Below are 26,764 nucleotides of genomic sequence, written 5' to 3' on the forward strand. Positions count from 1 at the left end.
CGCCGAACTGCAGGAAACGCGAGCACGACTCCGGGTGGCGGAAACGGCCGTCGACGAGCCGGTGGCGATCGTCGGGATGAGCTGCCGGTACCCCGGTGGTGTGACCTCGCCCGAGGCACTGTGGAAACTGGTGTCGGAAGGCGGGGACGGCGTCTCCGGGTTCCCCGTCGACCGTGGCTGGGACCTGGCCTCGCTCGTCGATCCCGACGGCGACCGGCCGGGCACCTCGTACACGGCCCAGGGCGGCTTCCTGCACGACGCGGGCGAGTTCGACGCCGGTTTCTTCGGGATCTCGCCGCGTGAGGCCCTCGCCATGGACCCGCAGCAGAGGCTGCTTCTCGAGACCTCCTGGGAGCTCTTCGAGCGGTCCGGTGTCGACCCGGCATCGCTGCGTGGCAGTCGTACGGGCGTCTTCATCGGCGCCAGCTTCCGGGACTACGGAAGCAGGCTGGCCGCGATCCCGGAGGAAGTCGAAGGCCACGCCATGACCGGTGTCGCCGGAAGCGTCGCGTCGGGGCGTATCGCCTACACCTACGGTCTGACCGGTCCGGCCCTCACGGTGGACACGGCGTGCTCGTCGTTCCTGGTGGCGCTGCATCTGGCGGTGCAGTCGCTGCGCCGTGGCGAGTCCTCGCTCGCCCTGGCCGGCGGGGTCGCGGTGATGTCCACCCCCGATCTCTTCACCGAGTTCAGCAGGCAGCGGGGCCTGTCCCCCGACGGCCGGTGCAAGGCGTTCGCCGCCGCCGCGGACGGCATGGGCGCGGCCGAGGGTGTGGGGATGCTGTTGGTGGAGCGGTTGTCGGATGCTGAGCGTCTTGGACATCGGGTGCTTGCGGTGATCCGTGGCTCGGCGGTGAACCAGGACGGTGCTTCCAACGGCCTGACGGCGCCGAACGGTCCGGCTCAGGAGCGGGTGATCGCACAGGCGTTGGCGGATGCGGGTGTGGTGGCGTCCGAGGTGGATGTGGTGGAGGCGCACGGGACCGGTACGGCCCTGGGCGACCCGATCGAGGCGCAGGCGTTGCTGGCGACGTACGGGCAGCACCGCCCTGCCGACCGGCCGGTGCTCCTTGGCTCGGTGAAGTCGAACATCGGTCATACGCAGGCGGCGGCCGGGGTGGCCGGTGTGATCAAGATGGTGATGGCGATGCGCGCGGGCGTCGTTCCCCGGACGCTGCACGTGGATGAGCCGAGTCCGCATGTGGACTGGGCGTCCGGCGCCGTCGAGCTGGTGACGCGGAACGCCGAGTGGCCGGAGGCCGAGCGGGTGCGGCGGGCGGCTGTGTCGTCGTTCGGCGTGAGCGGCACCAACGCCCACGTGATCGTCGAGGCCCCGCCGAGGGTGGAGACGGCTCCGGCTGTCGAGGACGCGTCCCCCTCTGGGGTGGTGCCGTGGGTGGTGTCGGGGCGGTCCGCGGAGGGGTTGCGGGGGCAGGCGGCGCGGTTGGGTGAGTTCGCCGCCGGGAGTGATGCCCCGGTCGCGGATGTCGGGTGGTCGTTGGCCATGCGTCGGGCGGCGTTGGAGCACCGTGCGGTGATCGTCGCGGAGGACCGGGAGGAGTTCCTGTCGGGTCTGGACGCGATTGCCTCGGGGGAGCCCGCGGGCAACGTGGTCATCGGCACGGCTCCGGACGCGTCTGACGCGGGTGTGGTGTTCGTGTTCCCGGGTCAGGGGTCCCAGTGGGCCGGTATGGCCGCCGCCCTGCTGGACAGCTCGCCGGTGTTCGCCGAGTCGGTCGAGCGGTGTGCTCGGGCGCTGGCTCCGCATACCGACTGGTCGCTGCTGGATGTGCTGCGCTCGCGTCCGGATGCGCCGTCCCTGGACCGGGTGGATGTGGTGCAGCCGGTGTTGTGGGCGGTGATGGTGTCGTTGGCCGAGGTGTGGCGGTCGCGTGGTGTGGTGCCCTCGGCTGTGGTGGGGCATTCGCAGGGAGAGCTGGCGGCGGCGTGTGTGGCGGGGGTGCTGTCGCTGGACGACGCGGCCCGGATCGTCGCCCTGCGTTCCAGGCTGATCGCCGGGGAGTTGGCGGGCCGGGGCGGGATGTTGTCCGTCGCGGCGTCGGCTGCGCGGGTGGGCGAGCTCCTGGGGGACCGGGAAGGCGTGTGGCTGGCCACCGTGAACGGGCCCGCGGCGACAGTGGTGGCCGGCGGCCTGGCGGAGCTGGCCGAGGTGGCTGCCGATGCGGAGGCGGCCGGTGTTCGGACGCGGACGATCCCGGTGGACTACGCCTCGCACACGCCTCACATCGAGCGTCTGCGCACCGAACTCCTCGACCTGGCCGCGCCGGTCGTGCCGGGCCCCGGCGACGTACCGATGTACTCGGCGGTGACCGGAGCCCTGCTGGACGGCAGCGTGGCCGGGGCGGAGTACTGGTACCGCAATCTGCGGGAGCCGGTGCGTTTCCACGAGACGGTCGACGCTCTTCTCCGGGATGGTTACTCCACGTTTGTGGAGGTCAGTGCGCATCCGGTGTTGACCGGTGCGATCGAGGAGGCCGGGCATGCGGCGGACAAGTCGCTGACGGTCACCGGGACTTTGCGGCGGGAGCACGGGGGCGAGCGGCAGTTCCTCACCTCGCTGGCCGCGCTCTGGGTCCACGGGGTGGCCCCCGACTGGGCAGCCCTCCTGCCCACCCCCCAAGGCGAACCGGTCGACCTGCCCACGTACGCCTTCCAACACCACCACTACTGGCTCGCGTCCGAAGCTGTCGGCGACCTGCGGGGCGCCGGGATGTCGGGGACAGGACATCCGCTCCTTGCGGCCGGTGTGAGTGTGGCGGAGGGCGGTGGGTTCCTGTTCACCGGTCGGCTGTCCACGGGTTCGCACCCGTGGCTGGCCGATCACGCGGTGCTCGACAGGATCGTGGTGCCGGGTGCGGCCATCGTGGAACTGGCGCTCCGCGCCGGTCAGTACGCGGGCGCGGACCGGCTGGACGAGCTCGTTCTGCACGCCCCGCTGGTCATACCGGCCGACGGCACCGCCGTCGACATACAGGTGGGCGTCGACGCCGCCGACGACCACGGCGTGCGGGCCGTACGTCTGCACTCCCGACCGCACCTTCCGGAGCTCGACCTTCCGGAGCTCGACGACGACGTGGTCGCCTGGGACTGCCACGCCACGGGAGCCCTGACCGCGACGCCGAGCCAGGAAGAGCCGACGGACGGCGAGCCCGTGGCCACAGCCCAGTGGCCGCCCGCGGGAGCGGAACCGGTCGGTCTCGACGGGTTCTACGAGCGCCTGGCCGGCCACGGCTACGCCTACGGCCCGGCGTTCCAAGGTGTACGTGCCGTGTGGCGGCGCGGCGACGAGATGTTCGCCGAGGTGTCGCTCCCGGTATCCGGCGGGTCCGTCGGTTCCGTCGGGTCCGTCGGTTCCGGGGGCGACACCGGCCGGTTCGGCGTGCACCCGGCGCTGCTGGACGCGGCCCTGCAGACCCGGCTCGTGGAACTGCTCGACGGGTCAGCGGAGCGGATGATGCCGTTCTCGTTCACCGGCGCACGGATCCACGCCATCGGTGCGACCTCGGTACGGGTACGGGTGTCGCGGACCCGCCCGGACGCCTTCTCGTTGGTGATGAGCGACCTCGCGGGCCTGCCGGTCGTCACGATCGAGGAGATCGCCGTCCGTCCGCCCTCCGTCGACACGGCGACGGACGGCCTGCCGCCGGACTCGATGTTCGCGCTCGACTGGGTTCCTCTGCCGGGTGGTTCGCCCGAGGACACGGCGGCCCGGCTCGCGGTGATCGGCGAGGACCTGCCTGGGCTCGGCGCACCGGTGCACGCGGACGTCACGTCGCTGGTCGCCGCCGTCCGCGCGGGTGAGGAGGCGCCGCGTGCGGTGCTGCTGCCGTGTCCGCCGACGGGTCGGGTGTCCGATGTTCCGGGGGCGACCCGGGAGCGTCTTGCCACGGTTCTGACCACGGTGCAGGAGTGGCTGGCCTGCGCCGAACTGGAGCCCGTGAAAATGGTGTTGGTGACCCGGGGCGCCGCCGCGGTGGTTCCCGGCGAGCAGGTCGATGTGGCAGTGGCCGCCGTACGCGGACTGTGGCGTTCGGTGTGTTCGGAGCACCCGGAACGGTTCGGGCAGCTCGACATGGATGCCGCGTCGCCCTCGGCGGCGGTGCGGGCCGCGGCGCTGGTCGCCCGGGAACCCGAGATCGCCGTGCGGGCCGGAGTGCTGTCGGTGCCGCGCCTCGGCCGGGTCTCCCCGTCGGACCCGAAGCTGCTCGCGGTTCCCACGGAGAGCGGCGCATGGGGTCTGGACCTCGGTGCCGGTGACACACCGGACGCCCTGCGGCTGATCCCGTGCCCACGCGTCGAGGAACCCCTGGGTCCGGGTGAGGTGCGGGTCGCGGTGCGGGCGACCGGCGTCAACTTCCGTGACGTCCTGGTGTCGTTGGGCGTCGTCCCCCACACGCAGGGGCTCTTCGACAGCGAGGGCGCGGGCGTGGTGCTCGAGGTCGGCCCCGGGGTCGCGGGGCTCGCGGTGGGCGACCGGGTCATGGGGTTGCTGACCGGGGCGTACGCAGGACCGGTGGCGGTGGCCGACCGCCGCCTTGTCGTACCGATGCCGCGCGGCTGGTCCTTTGCCCAGGCGGCCGGTGTGCCCGCGGTCTTCCTGACCGCCTCCTACGCCCTTGAGGACCTCGCCGGGCTCCGGGCCGGCGAATCGCTGCTGGTCCACGCCGCCGCGGGCGGGGTGGGCATGGCGGCCGTGCAGTTGGCGCGACACCTCGGTGCGGAGGTCTACGCCACCGCGAGCGAGCCCAAGTGGCCCGTGGTGCGGGGCACCGGCGTCCCGGCCGCTCGGGTGGCGTCGTCGCGTACCCCGGAATTCGCCGACCGGTTCCTCGAGGAGAGCGGGGGCCGGGGCGTCGACGTCGTACTGAACTGCCTGGCGGGCGAGTTCGTGGACGCCTCCCTGCGGTTGCTGCCGGGCGGCGGCCGGTTCATCGAGATGGGCAAGACGGACATCCGTGGCGCCGACGATGTGGCCGCGCGGTGGCCGGGGGTGCGGTACCGGGCGTTCGACCTGGGTGAGGCCGGTGCGGAGCGCCTGGGGACCATGCTCGAAGAGCTCGCGGACCTCTTCGAGCGGGGCGTGCTGTCCCCGTTGCCGATCACCGCGTGGGACACACGTGAGGCACCCGAGGCGTTCAGGCGGCTGAGCCAGGCGCGGCTCACCGGCAAGGCGGTGCTGACCACTCCCGCGGACACCTTCGACAGCACGGTGCTGACCACTCCCGCGGGCACCCTCGACGGCACGGTGCTGATCACCGGAGGTACGGGCGTCATCGGGTCGGCGGTCGCCCGCCACCTGGTCACCCGCGGTACGGCCACCGACGTCGTCCTGGCAGGACGCCGAGGCGCCGAGGCCCCCGGGGCCGCGGAACTCGTTCAGGAGCTGACCGCGTCGGGCGCCTCGGTTCGGGTGGTGCGGTGCGACGTGTCCGACCGGGACGCGCTGGGCGCTCTCCTGTACGAACTGCCCGACCTGCGCGGCGTGGTGCACGCCGCGGGCACCGTGGACGACGGCGTGGTGACGGCGCTGACGCCGGAGCGCCTGGACGCGGTGCTGCGCGCCAAGGCGGACGCGGCCTGGCACCTGCACGAGCTGACCCGGGACCGCGACCTGTCGCTCTTCGCCCTCTTCTCCTCCGCCGCCGGTGTGCTCGGGGCCGCGGGCCAGGGCAACTACGCCGCCGCCAACGCGTTCCTGGACGCGCTCGCCCGCCACCGGCGCACCCAGGGACTGCCGGCCCACTCGCTCGCGTGGGGACTGTGGGCCGAGCGCAGTGCGCTCACCGGCGACCTGACGGCCACCGACATCGACCGGATGCGCCGCCTCGGCGTACGGCCGCTCTCCGCCGACCAGGGCCTTGCACTCTTCGACGCGGCGGTACGGTCCCCGCGTGCCCTGAGCGTTCCCGCCGCACTGGACGTGGCGGCACTGCGCAGGCAAGGAGACCCCGGCCCGGTGCTGCGCGGCCTCGTGCGTACGCAGATCAGGCGCTCGGCCGTGAACGAGGCTGCCGGGGGCGGGCTGCGGGAACGACTGGCCGGGCTGTCCCCGGCGGACCGCGGCCGGACGCTGAGCGAACTCGTGCGCGCCCAGGCCGCCGTGGTGCTCGGACACGAGCACGCCGACACCGTGGCCGACGACCGGGCCTTCAAGGACTTGGGTTTCGACTCGCTGACGGCGGTCGAACTGCGCAACCGCCTCAGCACCGCGACGGGACTGCGGCTCCCGGTGACCCTCGTGTTCGACCACCCGACGCCGGCCGCACTGGCGGCGGCGCTGCTCGTGCGGCTCGTACCGGACGGCGCGCACGTCGCGGAGAGCGGCTCGGCCGCCGTCGTGACCGTCCACGCGGCCGACGACGCGACGGACGACGCGACGGACGACGAACCGATTGCCATCGTCGGGATGAGCTGCCGCTTCCCCGGCGGGGTGCGGTCGCCCGAGGACCTGTGGCAGCTGCTCACCGACGGCCGGGACGCCATGGGCGAGTACCCCGACGACCGCGGGTGGCACGTCGAACTGGGCGGCCTTGACTCACCGGCGGACCGCTTCGCCCAGGTCGGCGGATTCCTGCACGACATGGCCGACTTCGACCCCGAGTTCTTCGGCATCTCGCCCCGGGAGGCACTGGCCACCGACCCGCAGCAGCGGCTGCTCCTTGAGTCCACGTGGGAGGCGTTCGAGCGTGCCGGAATCGATCCCACCACGTTGCGCTCCACGGCGACGGGAATCTTCGCCGGACTGATCTACACCGACTATGCCTCGCGGTTCCCCGAGCCCCTCAGCGGCTTCGAGGGGTATCTCGGCAACGGCAGCGCCGCCAGTGTGGCGTCCGGCCGGATCGCGTACACCCTCGGTCTGGAGGGCCCCGCGATCACGGTGGACACCGCCTGTTCGTCCTCGCTCGTCGCACTGCACCTGGCCGCGCAGGCCCTGCGGCAGGGCGACTGCACGCTCGCGGTCGCCGGCGGGGCGACCGTGATGTCGACGCCGCGGCCGATGGTCGAGTTCAGCCGGGTCGGCGGGCTTGCCCCCGACGGCCGGTCCAAGGCGTTCTCCGCCGACGCCGACGGCATGGGATTCGCGGAGGGCGTCGGCATGCTGGTGGTGGAGCGGCTGTCCGACGCCCGGCGCAACGGTCACCGGGTGCTCGCGGTGCTCCGTGGCTCCGCGCTCGGCCAGGACGGCGCCTCCAACGGCCTCACCGCGCCCAGCGGTCCGGCACAGCAGCGGGTGATCACGCAGGCGCTGGCGAACGCGGGCGTGGTGGCGTCCGAGGTGGATGTCATCGAGGCGCACGGGACCGGTACCCCGCTGGGCGACCCGATCGAGGCGGGCGCGCTGCAGGCGACGTACGGACAGCACCGCCCCGCCGACCGGCCGGTGCTGCTTGGTTCGGTGAAGTCCAACATCGGTCACACCCAGGCGGCGGCGGGCGTGGCGGGCGTGATCAAGATGGTGATGGCGATGCGCCACGGTGTCGTGCCGCGCACCCTGCACGTCGAGCGGCCCGCCGAGCACATCGACTGGACGGCCGGGGCGCTGCGCCTGGCCGACAAGGACACGCCGTGGGCGTCGGCAGGACGGCCGCGACGCGGCGCGGTGTCGTCGTTCGGCATCAGCGGCACCAACGCGCACGTGATCATCGAGGAGGGTCCGTCCGAGCCGTCCGAGCCGTCCGAGCCGTCGGGTCCGTCGGGTCCGTCCGGTCCATCTGATCCGTCCCGTCCGTCCGCGCCCGCCGCCGACACGACCGGCCACCCGGTGCCGTGGGTGATCTCGGCGAAGAACGCCGACAGTCTGCGCGAGCAGGCCCGCCGCCTGCACGAGCGGGTGAGCGGGGACGCCGCCCTGGAACCTGCCGACATCGCCCGTTCACTGCTCTCCACCCGGTCGTTGTTCGCACATCGCGCCGTGGTGATCGGACGGACCCGCCAGGACCTGCTGGACAGGCTGGCGGCGGTGAGCCGCGGTGAACCGGCCACAGGCGCGGTCCGGGGCGTGTCGGCAGGGCGCTCCGGGGCGGTGTTCGTCTTCCCGGGCCAGGGGTCGCAGTGGGCCGGTATGGCCGTCGACCTGCTGGACAGCTCGCCGGTGTTCGTCGAGTCCGTCGAGCGGTGTGCTCGGGCGCTCGCGCCGCATACCGACTGGTCGCTGCTCGATGTGCTGCGCTCGCGTCCGGATGCGCCGTCCTTGGACCGGGTGGATGTGGTGCAGCCGGTGCTGTGGGCGGTGATGGTGTCCCTTGCCGAGGTGTGGCGCTCTGCGGGTGTGGAGCCCGCGGCTGTGGTGGGGCACTCGCAGGGAGAGCTGGCCGCGGCGTGCGTGGCGGGGGTCCTCTCGGTCGAGGACGCCGCCCGGATCGTGGCCCTGCGCTCCAGGCTGATCGGCGGCGAACTGTCGGGGCTGGGCGGCATGGTCTCGCTGGCCCGCCCGGTCGACCGAGTGACGGAGATGATCGCGCGCTGGGGCGAGCGGATCTGCGTGGCCACGGTCAACGGACCCGGTGCCACCGTGGTCGCCGGAGACGCGGCGGCGCTGGACGAGCTGATGGAGGCGTGTGAACACGGAGGTGTTCAGGCGCGTCGCATTCCGGTGGACTACGCCTCGCACACACCTCAGGTCGAGCGGCTGCGCACCGAACTCCTCGACCTGGCCGCACCGGTCGTGCCGGGCCCCGGCGACGTACCGATGTACTCCGCGGTGACCGGAGCCCTGCTGGACGGCAATGAGGCCGGAGCCGAGTACTGGTACCGCAATCTGCGGGAGACCGTACGGTTCGATTCCGCGACGCGCGCTCTGGCCGCCGCCGGACACCAGGTGTTCGTTGAGGTCAGCCCGCACCCGGTGCTGATCAACGCGATCGAGCACACGCTTGAGGACGTCACGGACGAGGACGTCACGGACAAGGACATCACCGACGACGACGCCGCGCACCGGGGCGAGGAGGCAGTGGTCACCGGGACGCTGCGGCGCGGTGAGGACGGGCAGGAGCGCTTGCTCGCGGCACTCGCGGACGTGTTCGTGAGCGGCGCCGCGGTGGACTGGAAGCACACGTTCCGGGGCGGCCGCACGGTGGACCTGCCGACCTACGCCTTCCGCAGGCAGCGGTACTGGCTCGACGCGCCCGAGCACTCCGGCGACGCGAGCGCCGTCGGCCTCACGGTGCCGGGCCACCCGCTGCTGGCGGGCGTGGTCGCCCCGGTCGGGAGCGACACCCGCGTGTACACCGGCAGGCTGTCCCGGACGACCCACCCCTGGCTCGCCGACCACACGGTGCTCGGCACGGTGATACTGCCCGGCAGCGTGTTCGTCGACTGGGCGCTGTACGCGGGCGGCGACTCCGGCTGCCCCCGGATCTGTGAACTCACCGTCGAGGAACCGCTGTTCCTGGACGCCTCCGCCGCCGTGCACGTCCAAGTGGAGGTGGCACGGCCCGACGAGAGCGGGCAGCGCGTCCTGACCGTCCATTCCCGCGCCGAGACCGCGGGCACGGACACGGCGTCCGGCTGGACTCGCCACGCTCAGGCGGTCGTGGCCCCCGCCCTGACCGACACCGACACCGACACCGACACCGACGCCCACGCCTTCGCGGAACTCTCCGGCGCATGGCCGCCGCCGGACGCGTCAGCCGTCCAACTGGGCGGTTTCTACGAGGGACTGGCCGATCGCGGATTCGAGTACGGGCCCGCCTTCCGCGGCCTGCGTGCCGCCTGGCGGCGCGGTGCGGAGATCTTCGCCGAGGTGTCCCTGGGCGAAGGGGCCACCGGCCTCGCGGACGGCTTCGCACTGCATCCCGCACTTCTGGACGCGGCCCTGCACGCGGCAGGGGCGGCCGACGGCGCCTCTGACGCCACCTCCGACAGCAGCGGCCGGAACGAGAACGAGAGGGACGCGGCACAGGTCCGGATCCCGTTCTCCTGGTCCGGGATCCGGCTGCACTCGGCACCCACCACCACGCTCCGCGTACGGCTGACGGCCTCCGGCCCGCAGACCCTCGGTGTCCACCTCGCGGGCAGTATCGGCCAACCCGTGGTGTCCCTGGACGAGTTGACCCTGCGTTCCGTCGACCGCGCACGGTTCCAGGGAGCCCCCGCCGCCAGGACCGTCCCGAGCGACCGGCCACGGCAGGCGCCCGTGGACAGCGCCGCCGCCCGCCTGGTGAGGGACGCCGCACCGGAGGAACGCCCCGCATTGCTGGCGCGCCTCGTCCGCGATCAACTCACCGCCGTACTGCGCCACGACGCCACGGACATCGGCGGGGACGTCGAGTTCCTGAACCTCGGAATGGACTCGATCGGCGGCATCACCCTGCGGGACCGGCTCGGTACCCTGCTGGACCTGCGGCTCCCGGCGACCACGACGTTCGAGTACTCCACCACGTCCCTGCTCGCAGGCCGCCTCGCCGAGTTGCTGGGCGGGCGGCCCGCCCCCCGAGCCGACGACACGCAGACCGAGGCCCACGCCGAACCCGCAGCTCACGCCGAGCCCGCAGCCCACGCCGAACCCGAGCAGGGTGCGGCGGCGGAACCGGGAATCGCACCGGCCGCGGCCGTGGCCGCCACGCCGTCGGCCGACCCCCTGGACAGCATCACCACCCTCTACCACCAGGCCTACGCCCTCGGCAGGACCGGGTCGGCCGGCATGGACCTCATCCAGGCTGCGGGCTGGCTCCGTCCGTCCTTCACCATCGACAAGGCCGCCGATCAGGTCCTGCCCCCGGTCCGGATGGCCACCGGTGACGGCAGCCGGGCCAAGTTGGTGTGCCTGCCCGCCATCACGGCCACCGCCGGGCCGATCCAGTACGCCATGATGGCGCAGCACTTCGAGGGCAAGCGGGACGTCCTGTCGCTGGTCAACCCCGGCTATGCCGAGGGCGAACTGGTGGCGGACAGCTTCGACGGCCTGGTGGAGGCACACTTCGCGCAGCTGCGTGAAACCGTCGGAAGTGATCCGTTCGTCCTGCTCGGGCACTCCATGGGCGGGCTGATCGCCCATGCCCTGGCCGAGCGGTCCGAGAAGGCCGGCCTGACACCCGACGCGGTGGTCCTCCTGGACACGTTCCAGGCGACCCACCAGTTCGCGGAGAAGACCACCCTCGCGATGAACGAGGGCCTGGACTCCCGTGAACGACTCCTCGGCCCCCTCGCCCTGAACGGCGTGAAGCTGACGGCCATGGGCCGCTACAACGCCCTATTCATGCAGGAGTGCGTGCTGCGCCCGATCCAGGCCCCGACGCTCTTCCTCAGCGCCGCCGACCCCATGCCCTACCAGGACGAGGGTTTCGAGGAGGACGAGGGCTGGCGGGCGTTGTGGCCCCTGCCCCACACCGCCCACCCCACACCGGGAGATCACTTCACGATCATGGAGCACAACCTGCCGCTGACCACGGGCGCCATCGAGAGCTGGCTCGCCGAACGCGGGCTGTGAGCCGACGCCGGACTCAGGCACCCCGAGCGACGATCTGAGAGGAAGCGCTGATGACCATGCCCGCCTTCGAGAAGGTGGCCCCGCCCGGCACCGACTTCGCGCCGGACCCGTACGCGATCTACGCCCACCCGCACGAGGAGTGCACACATGAGTGAAAGCGTCCGCGAACAGGGCGAGATCGACCCCGCGAAACTGTTCGAGCTCATGAATCCCCAGTACATGGCGAGTCCGTACGAGGCCTATCGCGTCGCCCGGCAGCGTGTCCCTGTCTGCCCGATGACGGCGGACGGCCCGTGGGTCGTCACGGGAGGGGAGGAGATGGCCGCCGTTCTGCGGGATCCGGTGCGGTTCACCAGCCGCACGAACACCCACGGAGCGTATGGATTCACCGACGCCTGCAAGGAACTGCTCTCCGACTCGGTCTTCTACCGGATCCCGCTGTTCAACGCCGACCCCGCCGACCACGGCAGGTTCCGCGCGTTCATCGACGAGCAGTTCTCCCCGAGCGCCCTGCGGCGCCACGAACCCGGCGTCCGGGCGGCGGCCACCGCGCTGGTGAAGGACTTCAGGGACGCCGGCAGCGTCGATCTCCTCTCCGGGTTCGCCTACCCGCTGCCGCTGACCGTGCTCTGCGACGTGATCGGCGTACCGCCCGAGGACCGGGCCCGTGTCAAGGAGTGGCTGAACGACTGGCTCCTCATGCAAGTGCTCCCGCTGCCCCCGGAGGACCAACTCCGCTGTGCCAGGAGCGTCCTTGAGTACGAGGCGTACTTCCGGGCCCTGCTGGCCGACCGGCGGCGGCAGCCGGCGGACGACCTGCTCACCGTGCTCGCCGACGCGGCCGAGCAGAGCGACCCGGTGTGCACCGTCGACGACGCCGTCCTCGCCCTTCTGGTCATGCTGGCCTCCGGCCACGAGACGGCGACCCACCTCATCGCGAACACCGTCCACCAGCTGCTCGGGGACCGGCGGCTGTGGGAAAGGCTCGTCGCCGACCCGGAGCTGATCCCCGCGGCCGTCGAGGAAGGGCTCCGGTTCAACACCTCGGTGCAGGGCGCGGCCCGTCTGGTCACCGAGGACGTGACGCTGGCCGGGGTGGCCGTTCCGGCCGGTGCGAAGGTGCACGCGATGGTCGCGGCGGCGGGCCGGGACCCCGGCTCGGCCGAGGACCCGGAGACCTTCCGACTCGACCGGACGGCCCCGCCGCAGCACTTCGCGTTCGGCCACGGACCCCACTCCTGCCTCGGGGCGGGCCTGGCGCGCCTTGAGGCCCGGGTGGCGCTGGAAGCGCTGGTCGAAACGGTGCCGAGCCTGGAACTGGCACCCGGATTCGAACCGCAGCACATTCCGGGCGGTCTCGTCATCAACGGTCTGCTGGCTCTCCCGGTGACCTGGGCCACGACCTGACTCCCGTTCGGCCTGTTCGTTCCGTCCCGTTCCGAAGCGAGGAAACGTCTTGGCACTGACAGACATCGAGGACTTGTCCGGGTACGGCCAGGACTTCGTCGACAACCCGCATCCGGTCTACGAGCGGATGCGCGCCCGGGGCCCGGTGCACCGGGTGCGGACCGCCGCGTCGGGCGAGTTCTGGCTCGTCGTGGGCCACGAGGAGGCACGCGCCGCACTGACCGACCCGCGCCTGTCCAATGACATCCGGCACTCGGCCGCATGGCAGGACGACGGAGGCAACTCCATCGGCCTGAACATGGTGCAGACGGACCCCCCGCAGCACACCCGGCTGCGCAAGCTGGTCGCCAAGGACTTCACGCCACGGCGGATAGCGGAGCTGCGGCCCCGGGTCCAGCGGATCGCGGACGATCTTGTGGACGCCATGCTGCCCCTTGGCAGGGCCGACCTGCTCGAGGCGTTCGCGCTGCCGTTGCCCCTGGCAGTGATCTGCGAACTGCTCGGAGTGCCGTCCGGTGACCGCAAGATGTTCCACGACTGGTATCTGGAGAGCACCGACTTCACCCGGCCCGAGCAGGCAGGCGCGGCGGCACAGGCGATGACCGGCTATCTCGCCGAACTCGTCGCGGCGAAGCGCCTTGAGCCGGGGGCCGACCTGCTGAGCGCACTGGCCGGCGGCCTGCACGCCGAGGACGACCGGCTCTCCCCCGAGGAGATGCTGGGCATGGCCTTCCTGCTGCTTGTGGCGGGCTACGAGACGGCGGCCAACCTGCTCTCCAGCGGAACGCTTGCCCTGCTGCGCCACCCCGAGCAGTTGGCGGCCCTGCGGGCCGACTGGTCGCTCCTGGACAACGCCGTGGAGGAGATGCTCCGTTACGAGGGGGCGGTGGAGACCACGGCGTTCCGCTACACCAAGGAGCCGGTGGAGATCGGCGCCGTGACCGTGGACCGCGGTGAGTCGGTGGCCGTGGTGCTTGCCGCCGCCTCGCGCGACCCCAGGAAGTTCGCCGAGCCCGACCGCTTCGACATCCGCAGGGACGCCCGCGGTCACATGGCGTTCGGCTACGGCATCCACCACTGCCTGGGTGCGCCGTTGGCCCGCATGCAGGGCGTGGTCGCCTTCCGCACGCTCTTGGAGCGCTGCCCCGGTCTCGCGCTGGACGCCGACCCCGAAAGCCTTGCCTGGCGCCCCAGTTTGATGCTCCGCGGGCTGCACCAGCTGCCGGTCACCTTCGGCTGACGGGGCGCGCGGTGCGTGACGGCCGCACGCAAAGACGCTCGGCCGGGAAAACCCGGCCGAGCGTCTTTCGTTTCTCCGGCCGAGCTACTCGGCCTTGATCGCCATCAGCGGGTTCAGCTTGGCCGCGCTGCGCGCCGGCCACATCGCCGCGAGGACGCCGACCAGGGCCGCGATCCCGAGGAAGATCACGATGCGGCCGACGGGGATCTCCATGGAGTACGTCGCCACCGTCTTGGCGATGCTGTTGCCCGCGGCCCAGCCCATGAAGAGGCCGAGGCCGATGCCGAGCACCGCGCCGAACAGGGAGATGATGACCGCCTCCAGGCGCACCATCTGCTTGACCTTCGCGCGGTCGAGGCCGATGGCCCGCATCATGCCGATCTCGTGCTTCCGCTCGAAGACCGACATGGCCAGGGTGTTGATGACGCCGAGCACCGCGATCAGGATGGCCATCGCCAGGAGGCCGTAGAGCATGTTCAGCATCATGTTGATCGCGCCACCGATCTCGTTGCTGAGCGCGTCCTTGTCCTGGATCTTGATGGCGGGGTTGTCGCCGAGGGCCTTGACGATGGCGTCCTCGGCCTTGTCGGACATGCCGCCCTTCATCTTCACCAGGACCTGCTCGTCGGTGATCTTGGACAGGTGCGGATTGACGACGGCGAGCGGCGTGAAGAGCCCGTTGATCATCTCGTTCTGCTCGTAGACACCGACGATCTTCAGCTTGACCGTCTTGTCGTCGTCGAACTTCACCGGGACGGTGTCGCCCGCCTTGAGGCCCTGCCTGTCCGCGGTCTCCTTGTCGATCAGCGTGGATTCGCCCTTGAGACCCGCGAGCGAGCCGCTGGTGAAGTCCAGGCTCGTCAGCTTGCCGAAGGCCTTCTCGTCGACACCGGACACCTGGGAGTACGAGTCGTCCACGTAGCCGGCGGTGGTGCGCAGCGGGCTGCTCGCCTCGACGTCGGAGAGCTTGGCCAGCTTCTCGCCGACCTCGGGGGCGAGCGGCTGGTAGTTCGCCATGGAGACGGTGTAGTCGGCCTTCAGGGAGCCCGCGGCCATCTTGCTGATGGCGCTGCTCATGGAGGTCGCGATCACCGTCATGGCGGTGATGAGGGTCAGGCCGATCATCAGGGCCGCTGCGGTGGAGGCCGTGCGGCGCGGGTTGCGCACCGCGTTGAGGCGGGACAGCTTGCCCGTGACGCCGAACGGCTTCAGGAGCGGGGCCGAGGCGGCGATGAACGGGCGCGACAGGAGCGGCGTGAGGACGATGACGCCGATGAGGATCAGGGCGCCGCCGCCGGCCTTCACGTAGTTGTCGTCCATCATGAACATCACCACGCCGAGGGCGGCGATGATCGAGCCGATGGTGTTGCGGACGACGAGGCCGCGCGTGGTCGGCGTCGAGTGGACGCTGTTCATCGCGGCGACCGGCGGGATCTTCGCGGCGCGGCGGCCCGGCAGCCAGGCGGCCAGCATGGTCACGAACACGCCGATGATCAGAGCGACGACGATCGTCATCGGGGCGATGATGATCGGCCCGTCGGGCAGCGAGGCACCCGCGGCGTTCATCACGGACTCGAGTCCCACGGCCACGCCGATGCCGAGCGCGAAGCCGGTCACGGCGGCCACCAGGCCCACCAGGAACGCCTCGATGAGCACGGAGCGCGTCACCTGACGGCGCGAGGCGCCGACGGCGCGCATCAGGGCCAGTTCCTTGGTGCGCTGGGCGACCAGCATGGTGAAGGTGTTGGCGATGATGAAGATGCCGACGAAGAGCGCGATACCGGCGAAGAGCAGCAGGATCTGGCTCATCGCGCTGGTCTGCTGCTCGATCGCCTTCGCCTGGTCGTCGGAGAGCTGACCGCCGGTGACGGCCTCCGTCTCCTTCGGCAGGATCTTCTCGACCGAGCTCTTCAGGGCCTCCTCGGAGGTGCCCGCCGCGGCCTTGACGTCGATCTCGTCGTACTCGGTCTTGCCGAGGAGCGTGCGTGCGGTGTCGTTGTCGAACACCACCAGGCTGCCGCCCGCGAGGACGCTGCCGTCCTCGGTGTCGAAGATGCCGCTGATCTTCGCGTTCTTCACCGGGCCGTCGGTGGAGTAGCGGACGGTGTCGCCGACCTTGTAGCCGGTGCGCTCGGCGGTCCTGGAGTCCAGGGCGAGGTCACCGCCGGACTTGGGGGCCGCGCCCTTGGTGAAGTCGTAGCGCGGGTCCTTGCCGTCCTTGGCGGGGTAGTAGTTGGCGCCGGTGGTGCCCCACTCGCCGCCGACGAGCTTGCCGTCCTTGTCGGCGACCGCGGTGAAGCCCGTGACCCCGCCGATCGCCGATTCGGCGCCGGGCAGGTTCTGGGTCTTCTTCAGGAGGGCGTCGGTCAGGCGCGGCGTCTTCTTGGTCTCTTCCGAGTCGACGCCGGCCCCGTAGAAGGAGGAGGAGCCGCCTTCGGGCTGTACGGCGACCGAGACGTGGTCGAAGCTCTTCGCTGACTTGTTCTTGTAGGCGTTGCCGAAGGTGTCGGTGAAGACCAGGGTGCCGGAGACGAAGGCGACGCCGAGCATGACGGCGAGCACGGTCATGAGCAGCCTGGCCTTGTGCGCGAGCACGTTGCGCAGGGCGGTACGGAACATGGGTGAGTCCTGTGGGGAGAGGGCCCCGTAGGGGCGCGGGGAACTGCGCGACCAGCCACGACGTGCCCGCAGGCAGCAACGGCGGACGTCGCTCGGAGTGCTGGGAGCCTTTAGCTCGTACGACCCTTGGCGTCGAAGTCCTTCATCCGGTCAAGGACCCCCTCGGCCGTCGGCCCGTGCATCTCGTCGACGATGCGCCCGTCGGCCAGGAAGATCACGCGATCCGCGTACGCCGCGGCCGTCGGGTCGTGGGTGACCATGACGACGGTCTGGCCGAGCTCGCGCACGGAGTTGCGCAGGAAGCCCAGGACCTCGGCGCCCGAGCGCGAGTCCAGGTTTCCGGTCGGCTCGTCGCCGAAGATGATGTCGGGCTGCGAGGCGAGCGCGCGGGCCACGGCGACACGCTGCTGCTGGCCGCCGGAGAGCTCGGTGGGCCGGTGGGAGAGGCGCCCGGCCAGGCCGACCATGGAGATGACCTGCTCCAGCCACGCCTTGTCGGGCTTACGGCCCGCGATGTCCATCGGCAGCGTGATGTTCTCCAGGGCCGTCAGCGTCGGAAGGAGGTTGAAGGCCTGGAAGATGAAGCCGATCTTGTCCCGACGGAGCTTGGTGAGCTGCTTGTCCTTGAGGGTGGACAGCTCGGTCTCGCCGATCCGGACGGAGCCGCCGCTGAAGCTGTCGAGGCCCGCGACGCAGTGCATCAGGGTCGACTTGCCGGAGCCCGACGGGCCCATGATCGCGGTGAACTCGCCCTGCCGGAAGTCGACGGAGACATGGTCCAGGGCGACCACCTGGGTCTCGCCCTGTCCGTACACCTTGGAGAGGTCCGTGGCGCGCGCGGCCACTGCGGTGGTGCGGGCGGCGATGTGGGTGGTGGTCACGGGGAGGTGCTCCTGTCGGGACGACGAGTGGGGACTGATTCCATCGTCCTTGCGGATCCGGGCCGTGTAGTCAGCCGCTGTTCCGGTTCCGAAGGCCCTCTCGAGTCGGACCCGGGGCGCCGGAGTCATACCTGGGGATGACCCCGACCCCGGAGGCGAGTACCACCCCTCCGTGCGCCCGCGGACGTCGCGGGGCGTCTAAATTCCGTCAATCCGTCCCGGAGGCCGTACAGGGGTGGAAGGGCCTGCGGCATGTACCGATGGGCCATACCGGTGGCTGATGCACCCTCAGACGTCAATAAAATAAGACAACATCGGGCTGTTGTTCCGCTGTTCGGGGGACGCCTCCCGATAGGGTCGAATCACTTGATGCGGAGCCCATGGCCTGCCCGGATGGTGGAATGCAGACACGGCGAGCTTAAACCTCGCTGCCCCTAGCGGGCGTGCCGGTTCAAGTCCGGCTCCGGGCACATCCGCCATCGTTCATTGCCTGATGGCACATCAGTTGAAGCGTCCACCAACGACTTTGGCGTGCCGGGGATCAGGGCAGCCGCACCGCTTGGAAGCGTGCTGCGGTGTGCAGGTCGGCCTCGATCGCCGCCGCCGTCCCGCGCAGCGCGGGCAGCAGGGCGTCGCGGGTCTCGGCCAGTGGGCCCGTGCCCGCGTGCCGGGCGATGTTGAGGGCGGCGACCACATGGCCCGACGCGTCCCTGACGGGCACAGCCACCGAACGCAGTCCCTCCTCCAGCTCCTGGTCGGCGGTGGCGTAGCCGTCGGCGCCGGCGCGCTCCAGGATCCGCGCGAGCTCGCCCGGGTCCGTCACGGTCAGCGGGGTGAGGGCGCGCGGCGGAGCCTCCCGCAGCAGACGCTCCCGCTCCCGCTCCGGAAGCCCGGCGAGCAGGACCCGGCCCATGGCGGTGGCGTACGCGGGGAAGCGGGTGCCGAGGGTGATGCGGACGCTCATGACGCGGACGGTGGCAGCGCGCGCCACGTAGAGGATGTCCGCGCCGTCCAGGACCGTCACCGAGGCCGACTGGTGCACGCGCTCGGTCAGCTCCCGCACGTGCGGCTCGGCGATCTCGGCGAAGGTGAGCCGGGAGAGCTCGGCGTGCCCGAGTTCCAGGATGCGCGGCAGCGGGCGGTACAGGCGCCCGTCGTGGGCCGCGTACCCCGCGATTTCCAGGGTGTGCAGACAGCGCCGTGCGGTGGCCCTCGACAGGCCCGTGGCCGCCGCGAGCGCGGTCAGCGGCAGACCGTCGCCCCGGGCGTCGCCCAGCGCGCGCAGGACGGCGAGGCCCCGCGCGAGCGACTGCAGGAAGCCGGAGCCGAGTTCGGCCTTGGCGGCAGCCGGGTCGGTCGCGGAGACGGATGCGGAGACGGATGCGGGCGGGGCGCCGACGGGCGGCTCCGGGGTCCCCGCCGCCAGGCTCTCCAGCTCATCGGCCTCCGCGCGCAGGCGCGGCAGCATCGCCTCCGCGAGGCCCTGTGCCGTGTGCCTGCTGGTGTGGCTGACGGCGGAGAGGGCGTAGCGCGTCCTGCCCCCGGAGTCGCGTACGGGGACCGCCACCGCGATCAGGCCCGGCTCGATCAGCTGGTCGTCAAGGGCCCAGCCCGTCTCCCGGGAGCGGGCCACCCGGGCGGCGAGGTCCGGGATGTCGGCGGGCGCGGGCCCCGGAGGCAGTGCGGGGAAGGCGCTCTCCGCGGGCCCCGAGGCCACGCGTGCCCGCCAGGCGGCCCACCGCTCCTCGTCCCAGGCGTCAGCGAACAGCGCGCCCGGGGCGCAGCGTTCGGGCGGCAGCAGGTCCCCGATGCGGAAGGCCACCGACATCGCGCGGCGCCGCGCGGCCTGCGTGACGAAGCGGACGCCGTCGCCGTCCGGCACCGCGAGGGACACCGACTCGTCGAGATCGTCCGCGAGCCTGGCCGTACGCGCCGCGACCTCGCCGCTCAGCCCGCTCGCCGCGAGATAGGCGTTGCCGAGCTCCATCAGGCGGGGCGTGAGGCGGAGTTCCTGGCCCTGCTCGCGTACGTAGCCGAGGTGGACCAGGGTCGCCACGACCCGGTCCACCGTCGAGCGGGCCAGGCCGGTGGCGCGGACGAGGTCGCCCGCCCTGACCTGGTCGCCCGTCCTCACCTGGTCGCCGACCGCGAGGGCGCGAAGGACCGCGAGGCCGCGCTCCAGGGGGCGTACGGACTCTTCTGACATGGCGCCGCTCCTCGCACGGGTGGGAAACGGGTGCCCCGAAAGTGGATGCCCCGCAACCGTTGACAGTCGCTGGGTCCGGTCGGAGACTCCCGTCAGCACATTATGAACGAAAGTTCACCAGGCGAACAAGCCGTGTGAGGGGAATGATCGATGCGCACCACCGTCGGAATCATCGGAGCCGGACCGGCGGGGCTGCTCCTCGCCCGCCTGCTGCACAACGCCGGTATCGATTCCGTCGTCCTGGAGACCCGCGACCGCGCCTACGTGGAGCAGCGCCAGCGCGCCGGGATCCTGGAACAGGGCACCGTCGACGTCCTGCGCGACGCGGGCGCCGCCGCGCGCATGGACCGCATGGGCATCCCGCACGACGGCATCGAACTGCGCTTCGACCGCCGCAGGCACCGCGTCGACTTCCCCGCGCTCACCGGTGGCCGGTCGGTGATGGTCTACGCCCAGACCGAGGTCTGCAAGGACCTCATAGCCCTCCAGCTCGCAGCGGGCGGCCCGCTGCTCTTCGAGGCCGAGGCACTCGCGGTCGAGGGCGCGGAGACACAGAGCCCGCGGATCCACTTCCGCCACCAGGGCCGCGAGGACGTCCTGGAGTGCGACTACGTGGTCGGCTGCGACGGCTCCTGGGGCGTGACCCGCGATGCCGTGCCCGCCGATGTCTCGCGGGTCTACGAGCGGACGTACCCCTTCGGCTGGCTCGGCATCCTCGCCGACGTACCGCCCTCGCACGACGAACTGGTCTACGCCCGCCACGACCGGGGCTTCGCACTCCTCTCCATGCGCTCGCCGACGGTGACCCGCGCCTACCTCCAGGTCCCGGCGGGCACGGATGCCGCCGACTGGGGCGACGAGGAGATCTGGGACGAGCTCGACCGCCGCCTGGAGACGGACGACCCCGCCTGGACCCTGAAACGCGGGCCCATCACCTCCAAGTCCGTCACCCCCATGCGCAGTCACGTCCACGAACCCATGCGGCACGGACGCGTCTTCCTCGCCGGGGACGCCGCCCACATCGTCCCGCCCACCGGCGCCAAGGGCCTCAACCTCGCCGTCGGCGACGTCGTCACCTTCGCCCGCGCGCTCGTCGAACTCCGCGATACGGGCTCCGACGCCCGCCTGGAGGCGTACTCGGCGACCTGCCTGCGCCGCGTCTGGCAGGCCGAACGCTTCTCGTACGCGATGACCACGATGCTGCACCGCGCCCCCGAGGCAACCCCCTTCGACGACCGCATCCAGCTCGCTCAGCTGGACCGCATCGCCACCGTGCGCTCGGCGGAGACCGATCTCGCGGAGAGCTACACGGGCTTCCCCCTCGACTGAGCACCATCTCTGTCCCCACACCAGGTCCCCACAAAGAAGTGAGAGCCCCGTGACCGCTCCCCAAGGCGCCGCGCCCCAGCGGACCTTCAGATCCGTCGCCCCCGTCATAGCCCTGTGCTGGCTCGTCGTCTTCTTCGACGGCATGGACGTCAACATCTACGGCGCCGTGATGCCGCACCTCATCGACGACGAGGGCTTCGGCTTCACCGCGTCGACCGCGGGCACCATCGGCTCCTGGACCACCTTCGGCATGCTCATCGGCGCCCTCGGCTGCGGCACGCTCACCGACTGGATCGGGCGCAAGCCGATGGTGACGGGGAGCGTCGCGCTGTTCTCGCTCGGCTCCGCCATCTGCGCGCTCGCGCCGACCGCCGCCGTCTTCGGAGGCGGCCGTTTCGTCGCCGGGCTCGGGCTCGGCGGTCTGATGCCGATCAGCCTCGCGATCGTCGCCGAGTTCGCGCCGCCGCGCAGGGCCGCGCTCGCCACCGGCCTGATGATGACCTCGTACCACGCGGGCGGCATGGCGGCCACGGGCCTCGGGCTCGGTCTCGGGCCCGACCACGGCTGGCGCGTCGTCTTCTGGGCGGGCGTGATCCCCGCCGTCGTCGCCATTCCCCTCGTACTGAAGTGGCTGCCCGAATCGCCCGGCGTACTGCTCAGCAAGGGCCGCACGAGCGAGGCCGAGGCCGTCGCCGCCCGCTTCTCGCTGCCGTCACCGACGCTCGCCGAAGCCCCGGAGGCGGGCGCCAAGGGCCGCTTCGCCGCAGTCGCCTCGCTCTTCACCCCTGGTCAGCGGCTCGCGACCCCGCTGCTCTGGCTCGCGTCCTTCGCCGGGCTTCTCCTCGTCTACGGGGTCTCCACCTGGCTCCCCGAGCTGATGCGCGCCTCCGGGTACTCGCTCTCCTCCTCTGTGACCTTCCTCATGGTGATCAACGCGGGCGGCATCGTCGGCATGCTCGTCGCGGGGCGGGCCGCCGACAAGTTCGGCGCCGTGCGGATCTCCGCGATCTGGTTCCTGCTCACCGCGTGCGGCGCCTTCCTGCTCAAGGCCGAGCTGCCGCTGGGTGTCGCGTACGCGATCGTCTTCGTCACCGGCATCTGGCTCTTCTCGGCGCAGGTGATGGTCTACGCATCCGCCCCTTCCGTCTACACGCCCGCCCAGCGCGCCACGGGCCTCGGCTGGATCACCGGCGTCGGGCGCACCGGCGCGGTCGTCGGACCGTGGCTGGGAGGCGCCGTGGTCTCCGGCGGCAACGCGTCACTCGGATTCACCACGTTCGCCGTGGCCGCCGTGCTCGGAGCCGTCGCGATCTCGCTGGTGCCACTCGTCCGGCGCAGCCGCCGTACCCCCGTGGACGAGGGTGTATCCGCCCTCTCACCGGGAACAGAGAGCACCGGGCCGAGCGTTCTTGGTCACAAGGAGGGAAAGATCCTCCCCAAGCACTAGGGTCTTCCTTTTGCCTACGCATTACTCTTGAGCCAAAGCCACACACGGTGGCCATGGAGGAGTGAGATGAGGAGCAGTAACCCGGTCTTCTCGCGACGGGGGTTCAGCCGCGACAACGGCTACGCGGGCTTCGGCACGCAGCAGCCGCAGGCCGGGGGACCCGCGGGCGGGACACAGACCCAACAGGGCAATCCGTACGCGACCGCGGGCCAGCAGGCCCCGGCCAATCCGTACGCGACCAACCCGTATGCCCAGCAGGACCTGCAGCACGGCGCCCCCCAGGCACCCGTAACCACCGCCGGCCGCATGACGATGGACGACGTCGTCCTGCGTACGGCCACCACGCTCGGCACGCTCCTTGTCACGGCGGCACTCGCCTGGGCACTGCTGCCGGTGGACGACGCCAACATCGGCAAGTCGTACGGCATCGCGATCGGCGCAGGCCTCGTCGCGATGGTGCTCGGCCTCGTCCAGGCCTTCAAGCGCAAGGCGTCGCCCGCGCTGATCCTGACGTACGCCGCCCTGGAGGGTGTCTTCCTCGGCGTCGTCTCCAGCGTCGTCGACAACCGCATCGCGGACGGCGCGGCCATGCAGGCCGTGATCGGCACGATGGCGGTCTTCGCCGGTGTCCTGATCGCCTACAAGGCGGGCTGGATTCGCGTCAACCGTCGCTTCTACGGCTTCGTGATGGCCGCGGCGATGGGCTTCCTGCTCCTCACGGCCGTGAACCTGCTGTTCATGGTCTTCGGCGGCGGTGACGGTCTCGGCTTCCGCAGCGGCGGCCTCGGCATCATCTTCGGCATCGTCGGCATTCTGCTCGGCGCGTGCTTCCTGGCCCTGGACTTCAAGCAGGTCGAGGACGGCATCGCGTACGGCGCCCCGAAGGAAGAGGCCTGGCTCGCGGCGTTCGGTCTGACGATGACGCTGGTCTGGATCTACATGGAGTTCCTGCGTCTGATCGCCATCTTGCAGGGCAACGACTGACGCGGCTGATCTTCACGGCTGATCACCACAGCTGAACACAGAAGGGCCCCACGGAACATCTGTTCCGTGGGGCCCTTCTGTGTTGTCGTGTGTCATGTCGTCGGGGGGACAGGGGAGTCAGAGCAGCTTGCGCGCGGCCCGCCGCAAGTCGTACTCGTGAATGATTGCCTTGGCGTGCCCGTACGCCAGGTCGTGCTCCGCGCGAAGCCAGCTGACCTTCTCCTCGAAGCGGAAGAGAGAAGGGCCGTCGTCGACGGCGCGGAGCCAGTCGGAGATCTCACGACCGGTGCATTGGGGGATACGGGCGAGCAGATTGCGGTGGGTCTCCTCGGAGAAGACTTGGGACATCGGCGCCTCCGGACGCGTCGCGATGTGTTCCGTCCTTCACGCCACCGTGCCTCAGCGTTGAGACGTTGGCAACAGTCCCGCCCGGGCGCATAAGGTCACCGGGTGCTTGATACGACGCCTTTGACGGACGCAGTGGACCAATTCGCCGACCGGTTGCGGGCAGCCCCGCAGAGTCGCCTGCAGCGGGGGGCGGCGACCGAGGCGCTCGCTCTGGCCAGGGAACTGGCGGCGTGGGCGCAGCGGATCGAGGTGCCGCAGGAGGAGCCGAGGGAGATGCCGGACGAGGGGATGTTCGCGGCGGCCGATCAGATCACGGTGGCGGGGCGGGATTTGGCCCTTGTGCTCGATGATTCGGGTCAGCTCGCGGAGGCACTGACGCTCGTGGAGAAGGCGCAGAAGCGCGCCGGTGTGTGACGGGGCGTGAGAGGGGCGCGACCGGGGTGGGGTCCGACCCCGGCGGGCGCCGGGGTCGCTCCGGTCAGACCGAGGCGATGACGCGGTCGGCCAGGATGTAGACGTTCTCGGTGCCGCACTCGAAGGTCAGGGCGTAGGCGCCGGAGACTCCGGATCCGCCGAGCAGGACCGGGGCGTGCCCGTCGCGCAGGGCGTCGGCGAGCAGCTCCGCGGTCTCGCGGTGGCCCGGGGTCATGCAGAGCGTCGTACCGTCCGTGAAGACGTAGACGTCCAGGGTGCCGAGCGGTCCGGGGCGGACGTCGGCGAGCGCCGTACGGGAGTCGGCCAGTTCCTCAAGACAGGCGACGGTGCGCTCGTGGTCGCCGTTGACGGGGGACTGGACCGGGACGAAGTCCGGGTGCGAGGGGTGGCGGCGGCGGGCCGCGGCCAGCTCCGGGGAGTCGCTCGCGAACTCGTCGGCCGGTTCGGCGTACGGCTCGATGACCGGCTCCAGGCTGTCCGACTCCAGGCCCGAGAAATCCGCCTGGCGGGGCAGGAACAGCTCGTCGGCCATGTCGGAGAGGCCCGGCAGGCCACTGAGGAGCGAGGGCGCGTCCGAGGCGTCACGGGCCTCCTGGGCGGCCCAGAAGGCGCGCGCCTCGGCCAGCTCGCGCTCCCGTTCCTCGGCGAGGGCCTCGGCGACGGCCGTGCGTATCTCGTCGGTGTCCGCGGTGCGGGCCGCGGGCACGTTGGCGTGTGCGTTCGCCGACTGGCTCTGGGCCAGCTCGGCGCGCAGGGCGGTGATCTCTGCGAGCTGCTTCCGCAGGCCGTGTACGGCGTGCAGAGCGGCGGCACCCACGGCCGTGGCAGCGGCTGTGGAGAGCAGCAAGGCAATAGGCATGGCGCTCACTGACGTACTCCCGGTTTCAAGTCGACCCCCGACTTCCTACATCAGCTTGAAGCCTGCACGATCCACCTGTCAGTGCATTACGTCACGAATTGGACAGGTCTTTCGTCCCGGTGTTTATCCATAGACATGCTCTGAGCTGGGGATATGCATCTCCCCCAGGAGATAGGTCACATCCTGGGGGAGATTGAGTCACGAATCAATGGAGCCGTGAGGGATTCGCGGGGCTCAGAGCGCCCAGAGCGTCAGCTGAGGCGCTCGATGACCATCGCCATGCCCTGTCCGCCGCCGACGCACATCGTCTCCAGGCCGAACTGCTTGTCGTGGAACTGGAGGCTGTTGATGAGCGTGCCGGTGATGCGGGCGCCCGTCATGCCGAAGGGGTGGCCGACGGCGATGGCGCCGCCGTTGACGTTCAGCTTGTCGAGCGGGATGTTCAGGTCGCGGTAGGAGGGGATGACCTGGGCGGCGAAGGCCTCGTTGATCTCGAAGAGGTCGATGTCGTCGACGGTGAGACCGGCGCGGGTCAGGGCCTGCTTGCTCGCCTCGACCGGGCCGAGGCCCATGATCTCGGGGGAGAGGCCGGTGACGCCGGTGGAGACGATGCGGGCCAGCGGGGTCAGGCCGAGCTCGCGGGCCTTGGTGTCGCTCATGATCACGAGGGCGGCGGCGCCGTCGTTGAGCGGGCAGCAGTTGGCGGCGGTGACGAGGCCGTCGGGGCGGAAGACGGGCTTGAGGCCCGCGACGCCTTCGAGGGTGACGCCGGCGCGGGGGCCGTCGTCCTTGCTGACGACGGTGCCGTCGGGGGTGGTGACGGGGGTGATCTCCCTCTCCCAGAACCCGTTCTTCAGGGCTTCCTCGGCGAGGTTCTGGGACCGGACGCCGAACTCGTCCATGTCCTGACGGGTGATGCCCTTGCTGCGGGCCAGGTTCTCTGCGGTCTGCCCCATCGCGATGTACGCGTCCGGGATCAGACCGTCCTCGCGGGGGTCGTGCCAGTTCGAGCCCTCGGTCTTGCTCACGGCCTCGGTGCGGGCCTCGGCGTCGGCGAAGAGGGGGTTGTGGGTGTCGGGGAGTCCGTCGCTGGACCCCTTCTTGCTGCGGGACACCATCTCCACACCGGCGGAGATGAAGACGTCGCCCTCCCCGGCCTTGATGGCGTGCAGGGCCATGCGGGAGGTCTGCAGGGAGGAGGAGCAGTACCGGGTGATGGTGCAGCCCGGCAGGTGGTCCATGCCCATCTGTACGGCGACGATGCGACCGAGGTTGTGCCCCTGCTCACCGCCGGGCAGCCCACAGCCGAGCATCAGGTCGTCGATGAGCTTCGGGTCGAGCTCGGGGACCTTGGCGAGGGCGGCCTCGATGATCGTGGCGGTCAGGTCGTCCGGCCGCAGATCCTTCAGGGAGCCCTTGAAGGCGCGGCCGATCGGGGTGCGGGCGGCGGAGACGATCACGGCTTCGGGCATCACGGCACTCCAGTGACGAGGGGGCAGGGCTCCTTGGGAAGTTACCTGCACGTATTGCCCTGGGTCATCGGGCGGGGACTGTGAT

At 71.0% G+C, this 26,764-nt stretch carries 12 protein-coding genes, 1 tRNA gene and 1 pseudogene; 8 read left to right on the forward strand and 6 right to left on the reverse strand.

What is annotated here, in order from left to right:
• Positions 1 to 13: 13 nt before the first annotated feature.
• The 3 genes and pseudogenes from ACWFRJ_RS21900 to ACWFRJ_RS21910 form a co-directional block, all read left to right on the forward strand.
• Positions 14 to 11,452, forward strand: a pseudogene (locus ACWFRJ_RS21900) (SDR family NAD(P)-dependent oxidoreductase); the annotation flags it as partial.
• A gap of 147 nt (positions 11,453 to 11,599) precedes the next feature.
• Positions 11,600 to 12,859, forward strand: coding sequence for a cytochrome P450 (locus tag ACWFRJ_RS21905; RefSeq protein WP_453533214.1), 1,260 nt, complete (start codon positions 11,600 to 11,602; stop codon positions 12,857 to 12,859).
• 49 nt (positions 12,860 to 12,908) lie between these two features.
• Entirely contained in the window at positions 12,909 to 14,099 is a 1,191-nt protein-coding gene (locus ACWFRJ_RS21910) for a cytochrome P450 family protein (protein WP_453533217.1), read from the forward strand.
• 84 nt (positions 14,100 to 14,183) lie between these two features.
• Here ACWFRJ_RS21910 and ACWFRJ_RS21915 read toward each other — a convergent pair whose 3' ends face one another.
• Together ACWFRJ_RS21915 and ACWFRJ_RS21920 are read right to left on the reverse strand one after the other, a co-directional pair.
• Entirely contained in the window at positions 14,184 to 16,718 is a 2,535-nt protein-coding gene (locus ACWFRJ_RS21915; protein ID WP_453533220.1) for an ABC transporter permease, read from the reverse strand.
• 110 nt (positions 16,719 to 16,828) lie between these two features.
• Entirely contained in the window at positions 16,829 to 17,599 is a 771-nt protein-coding gene (locus ACWFRJ_RS21920) for an ABC transporter ATP-binding protein (RefSeq protein WP_453533223.1), read from the reverse strand.
• A gap of 387 nt (positions 17,600 to 17,986) precedes the next feature.
• Here ACWFRJ_RS21920 and ACWFRJ_RS21925 point away from each other — a divergent pair.
• Positions 17,987 to 18,069 (forward strand) — tRNA-Leu (locus tag ACWFRJ_RS21925).
• Positions 18,070 to 18,140: 71 nt separating this feature from the next.
• Here the strand turns inward: ACWFRJ_RS21925 and ACWFRJ_RS21930 are convergent.
• Positions 18,141 to 19,805 carry an IclR family transcriptional regulator domain-containing protein gene (locus tag ACWFRJ_RS21930; RefSeq protein ID WP_453533226.1) on the reverse strand — a complete coding sequence of 555 codons (1,665 nt, stop codon included), beginning with the start codon at positions 19,803 to 19,805 and terminating at the stop codon, positions 18,141 to 18,143.
• A 150-nt stretch (positions 19,806 to 19,955) separates the two neighbouring features.
• Between ACWFRJ_RS21930 and ACWFRJ_RS21935 the strand changes: the two genes are divergently transcribed.
• From ACWFRJ_RS21935 to ACWFRJ_RS21945, 3 genes are all read left to right on the forward strand, one after another.
• Complete coding sequence (locus ACWFRJ_RS21935) at positions 19,956 to 21,134, forward strand: 4-hydroxybenzoate 3-monooxygenase (protein WP_453533229.1); 1,179 nt, start codon at positions 19,956 to 19,958, stop codon at positions 21,132 to 21,134.
• A gap of 49 nt (positions 21,135 to 21,183) precedes the next feature.
• Positions 21,184 to 22,581: an MFS transporter gene (locus ACWFRJ_RS21940; protein WP_453533232.1), complete on the forward strand. Its 1,398-nt coding sequence runs from the start codon at positions 21,184 to 21,186 to the stop codon at positions 22,579 to 22,581.
• Between the two features lie 66 nt (positions 22,582 to 22,647).
• Positions 22,648 to 23,565, forward strand: coding sequence for a Bax inhibitor-1/YccA family protein (locus ACWFRJ_RS21945; RefSeq protein ID WP_453533235.1), 918 nt, complete (start codon positions 22,648 to 22,650; stop codon positions 23,563 to 23,565).
• A 117-nt stretch (positions 23,566 to 23,682) separates the two neighbouring features.
• Here the strand turns inward: ACWFRJ_RS21945 and ACWFRJ_RS21950 are convergent, their stop codons facing one another.
• The gene (locus ACWFRJ_RS21950; RefSeq protein WP_453533238.1) at positions 23,683 to 23,913 is read right to left on the reverse strand and encodes a DUF4287 domain-containing protein; all 231 of its coding nucleotides are present in this window, start codon (positions 23,911 to 23,913) and stop codon (positions 23,683 to 23,685) included.
• 102 nt (positions 23,914 to 24,015) lie between these two features.
• Between ACWFRJ_RS21950 and ACWFRJ_RS21955 the strand changes: the two genes are divergently transcribed.
• On the forward strand, positions 24,016 to 24,327 hold the full coding sequence (locus tag ACWFRJ_RS21955; RefSeq protein ID WP_453533241.1) for a hypothetical protein: 312 nt from the start codon (positions 24,016 to 24,018) through the stop codon (positions 24,325 to 24,327).
• 64 nt (positions 24,328 to 24,391) lie between these two features.
• Here the strand turns inward: ACWFRJ_RS21955 and ACWFRJ_RS21960 are convergent, their stop codons facing one another.
• Together ACWFRJ_RS21960 and ACWFRJ_RS21965 are read right to left on the reverse strand one after the other, a co-directional pair.
• Complete coding sequence (locus ACWFRJ_RS21960) at positions 24,392 to 25,207, reverse strand: hypothetical protein (RefSeq protein WP_453533244.1); 816 nt, start codon at positions 25,205 to 25,207, stop codon at positions 24,392 to 24,394.
• 251 nt (positions 25,208 to 25,458) lie between these two features.
• The gene (locus ACWFRJ_RS21965; protein WP_453533247.1) at positions 25,459 to 26,679 is read right to left on the reverse strand and encodes an acetyl-CoA C-acetyltransferase; all 1,221 of its coding nucleotides are present in this window, start codon (positions 26,677 to 26,679) and stop codon (positions 25,459 to 25,461) included.
• Positions 26,680 to 26,764: the final 85 nt, after the last annotated feature.

This window comes from Streptomyces sp. NPDC055239 (assembly GCF_053606205.1).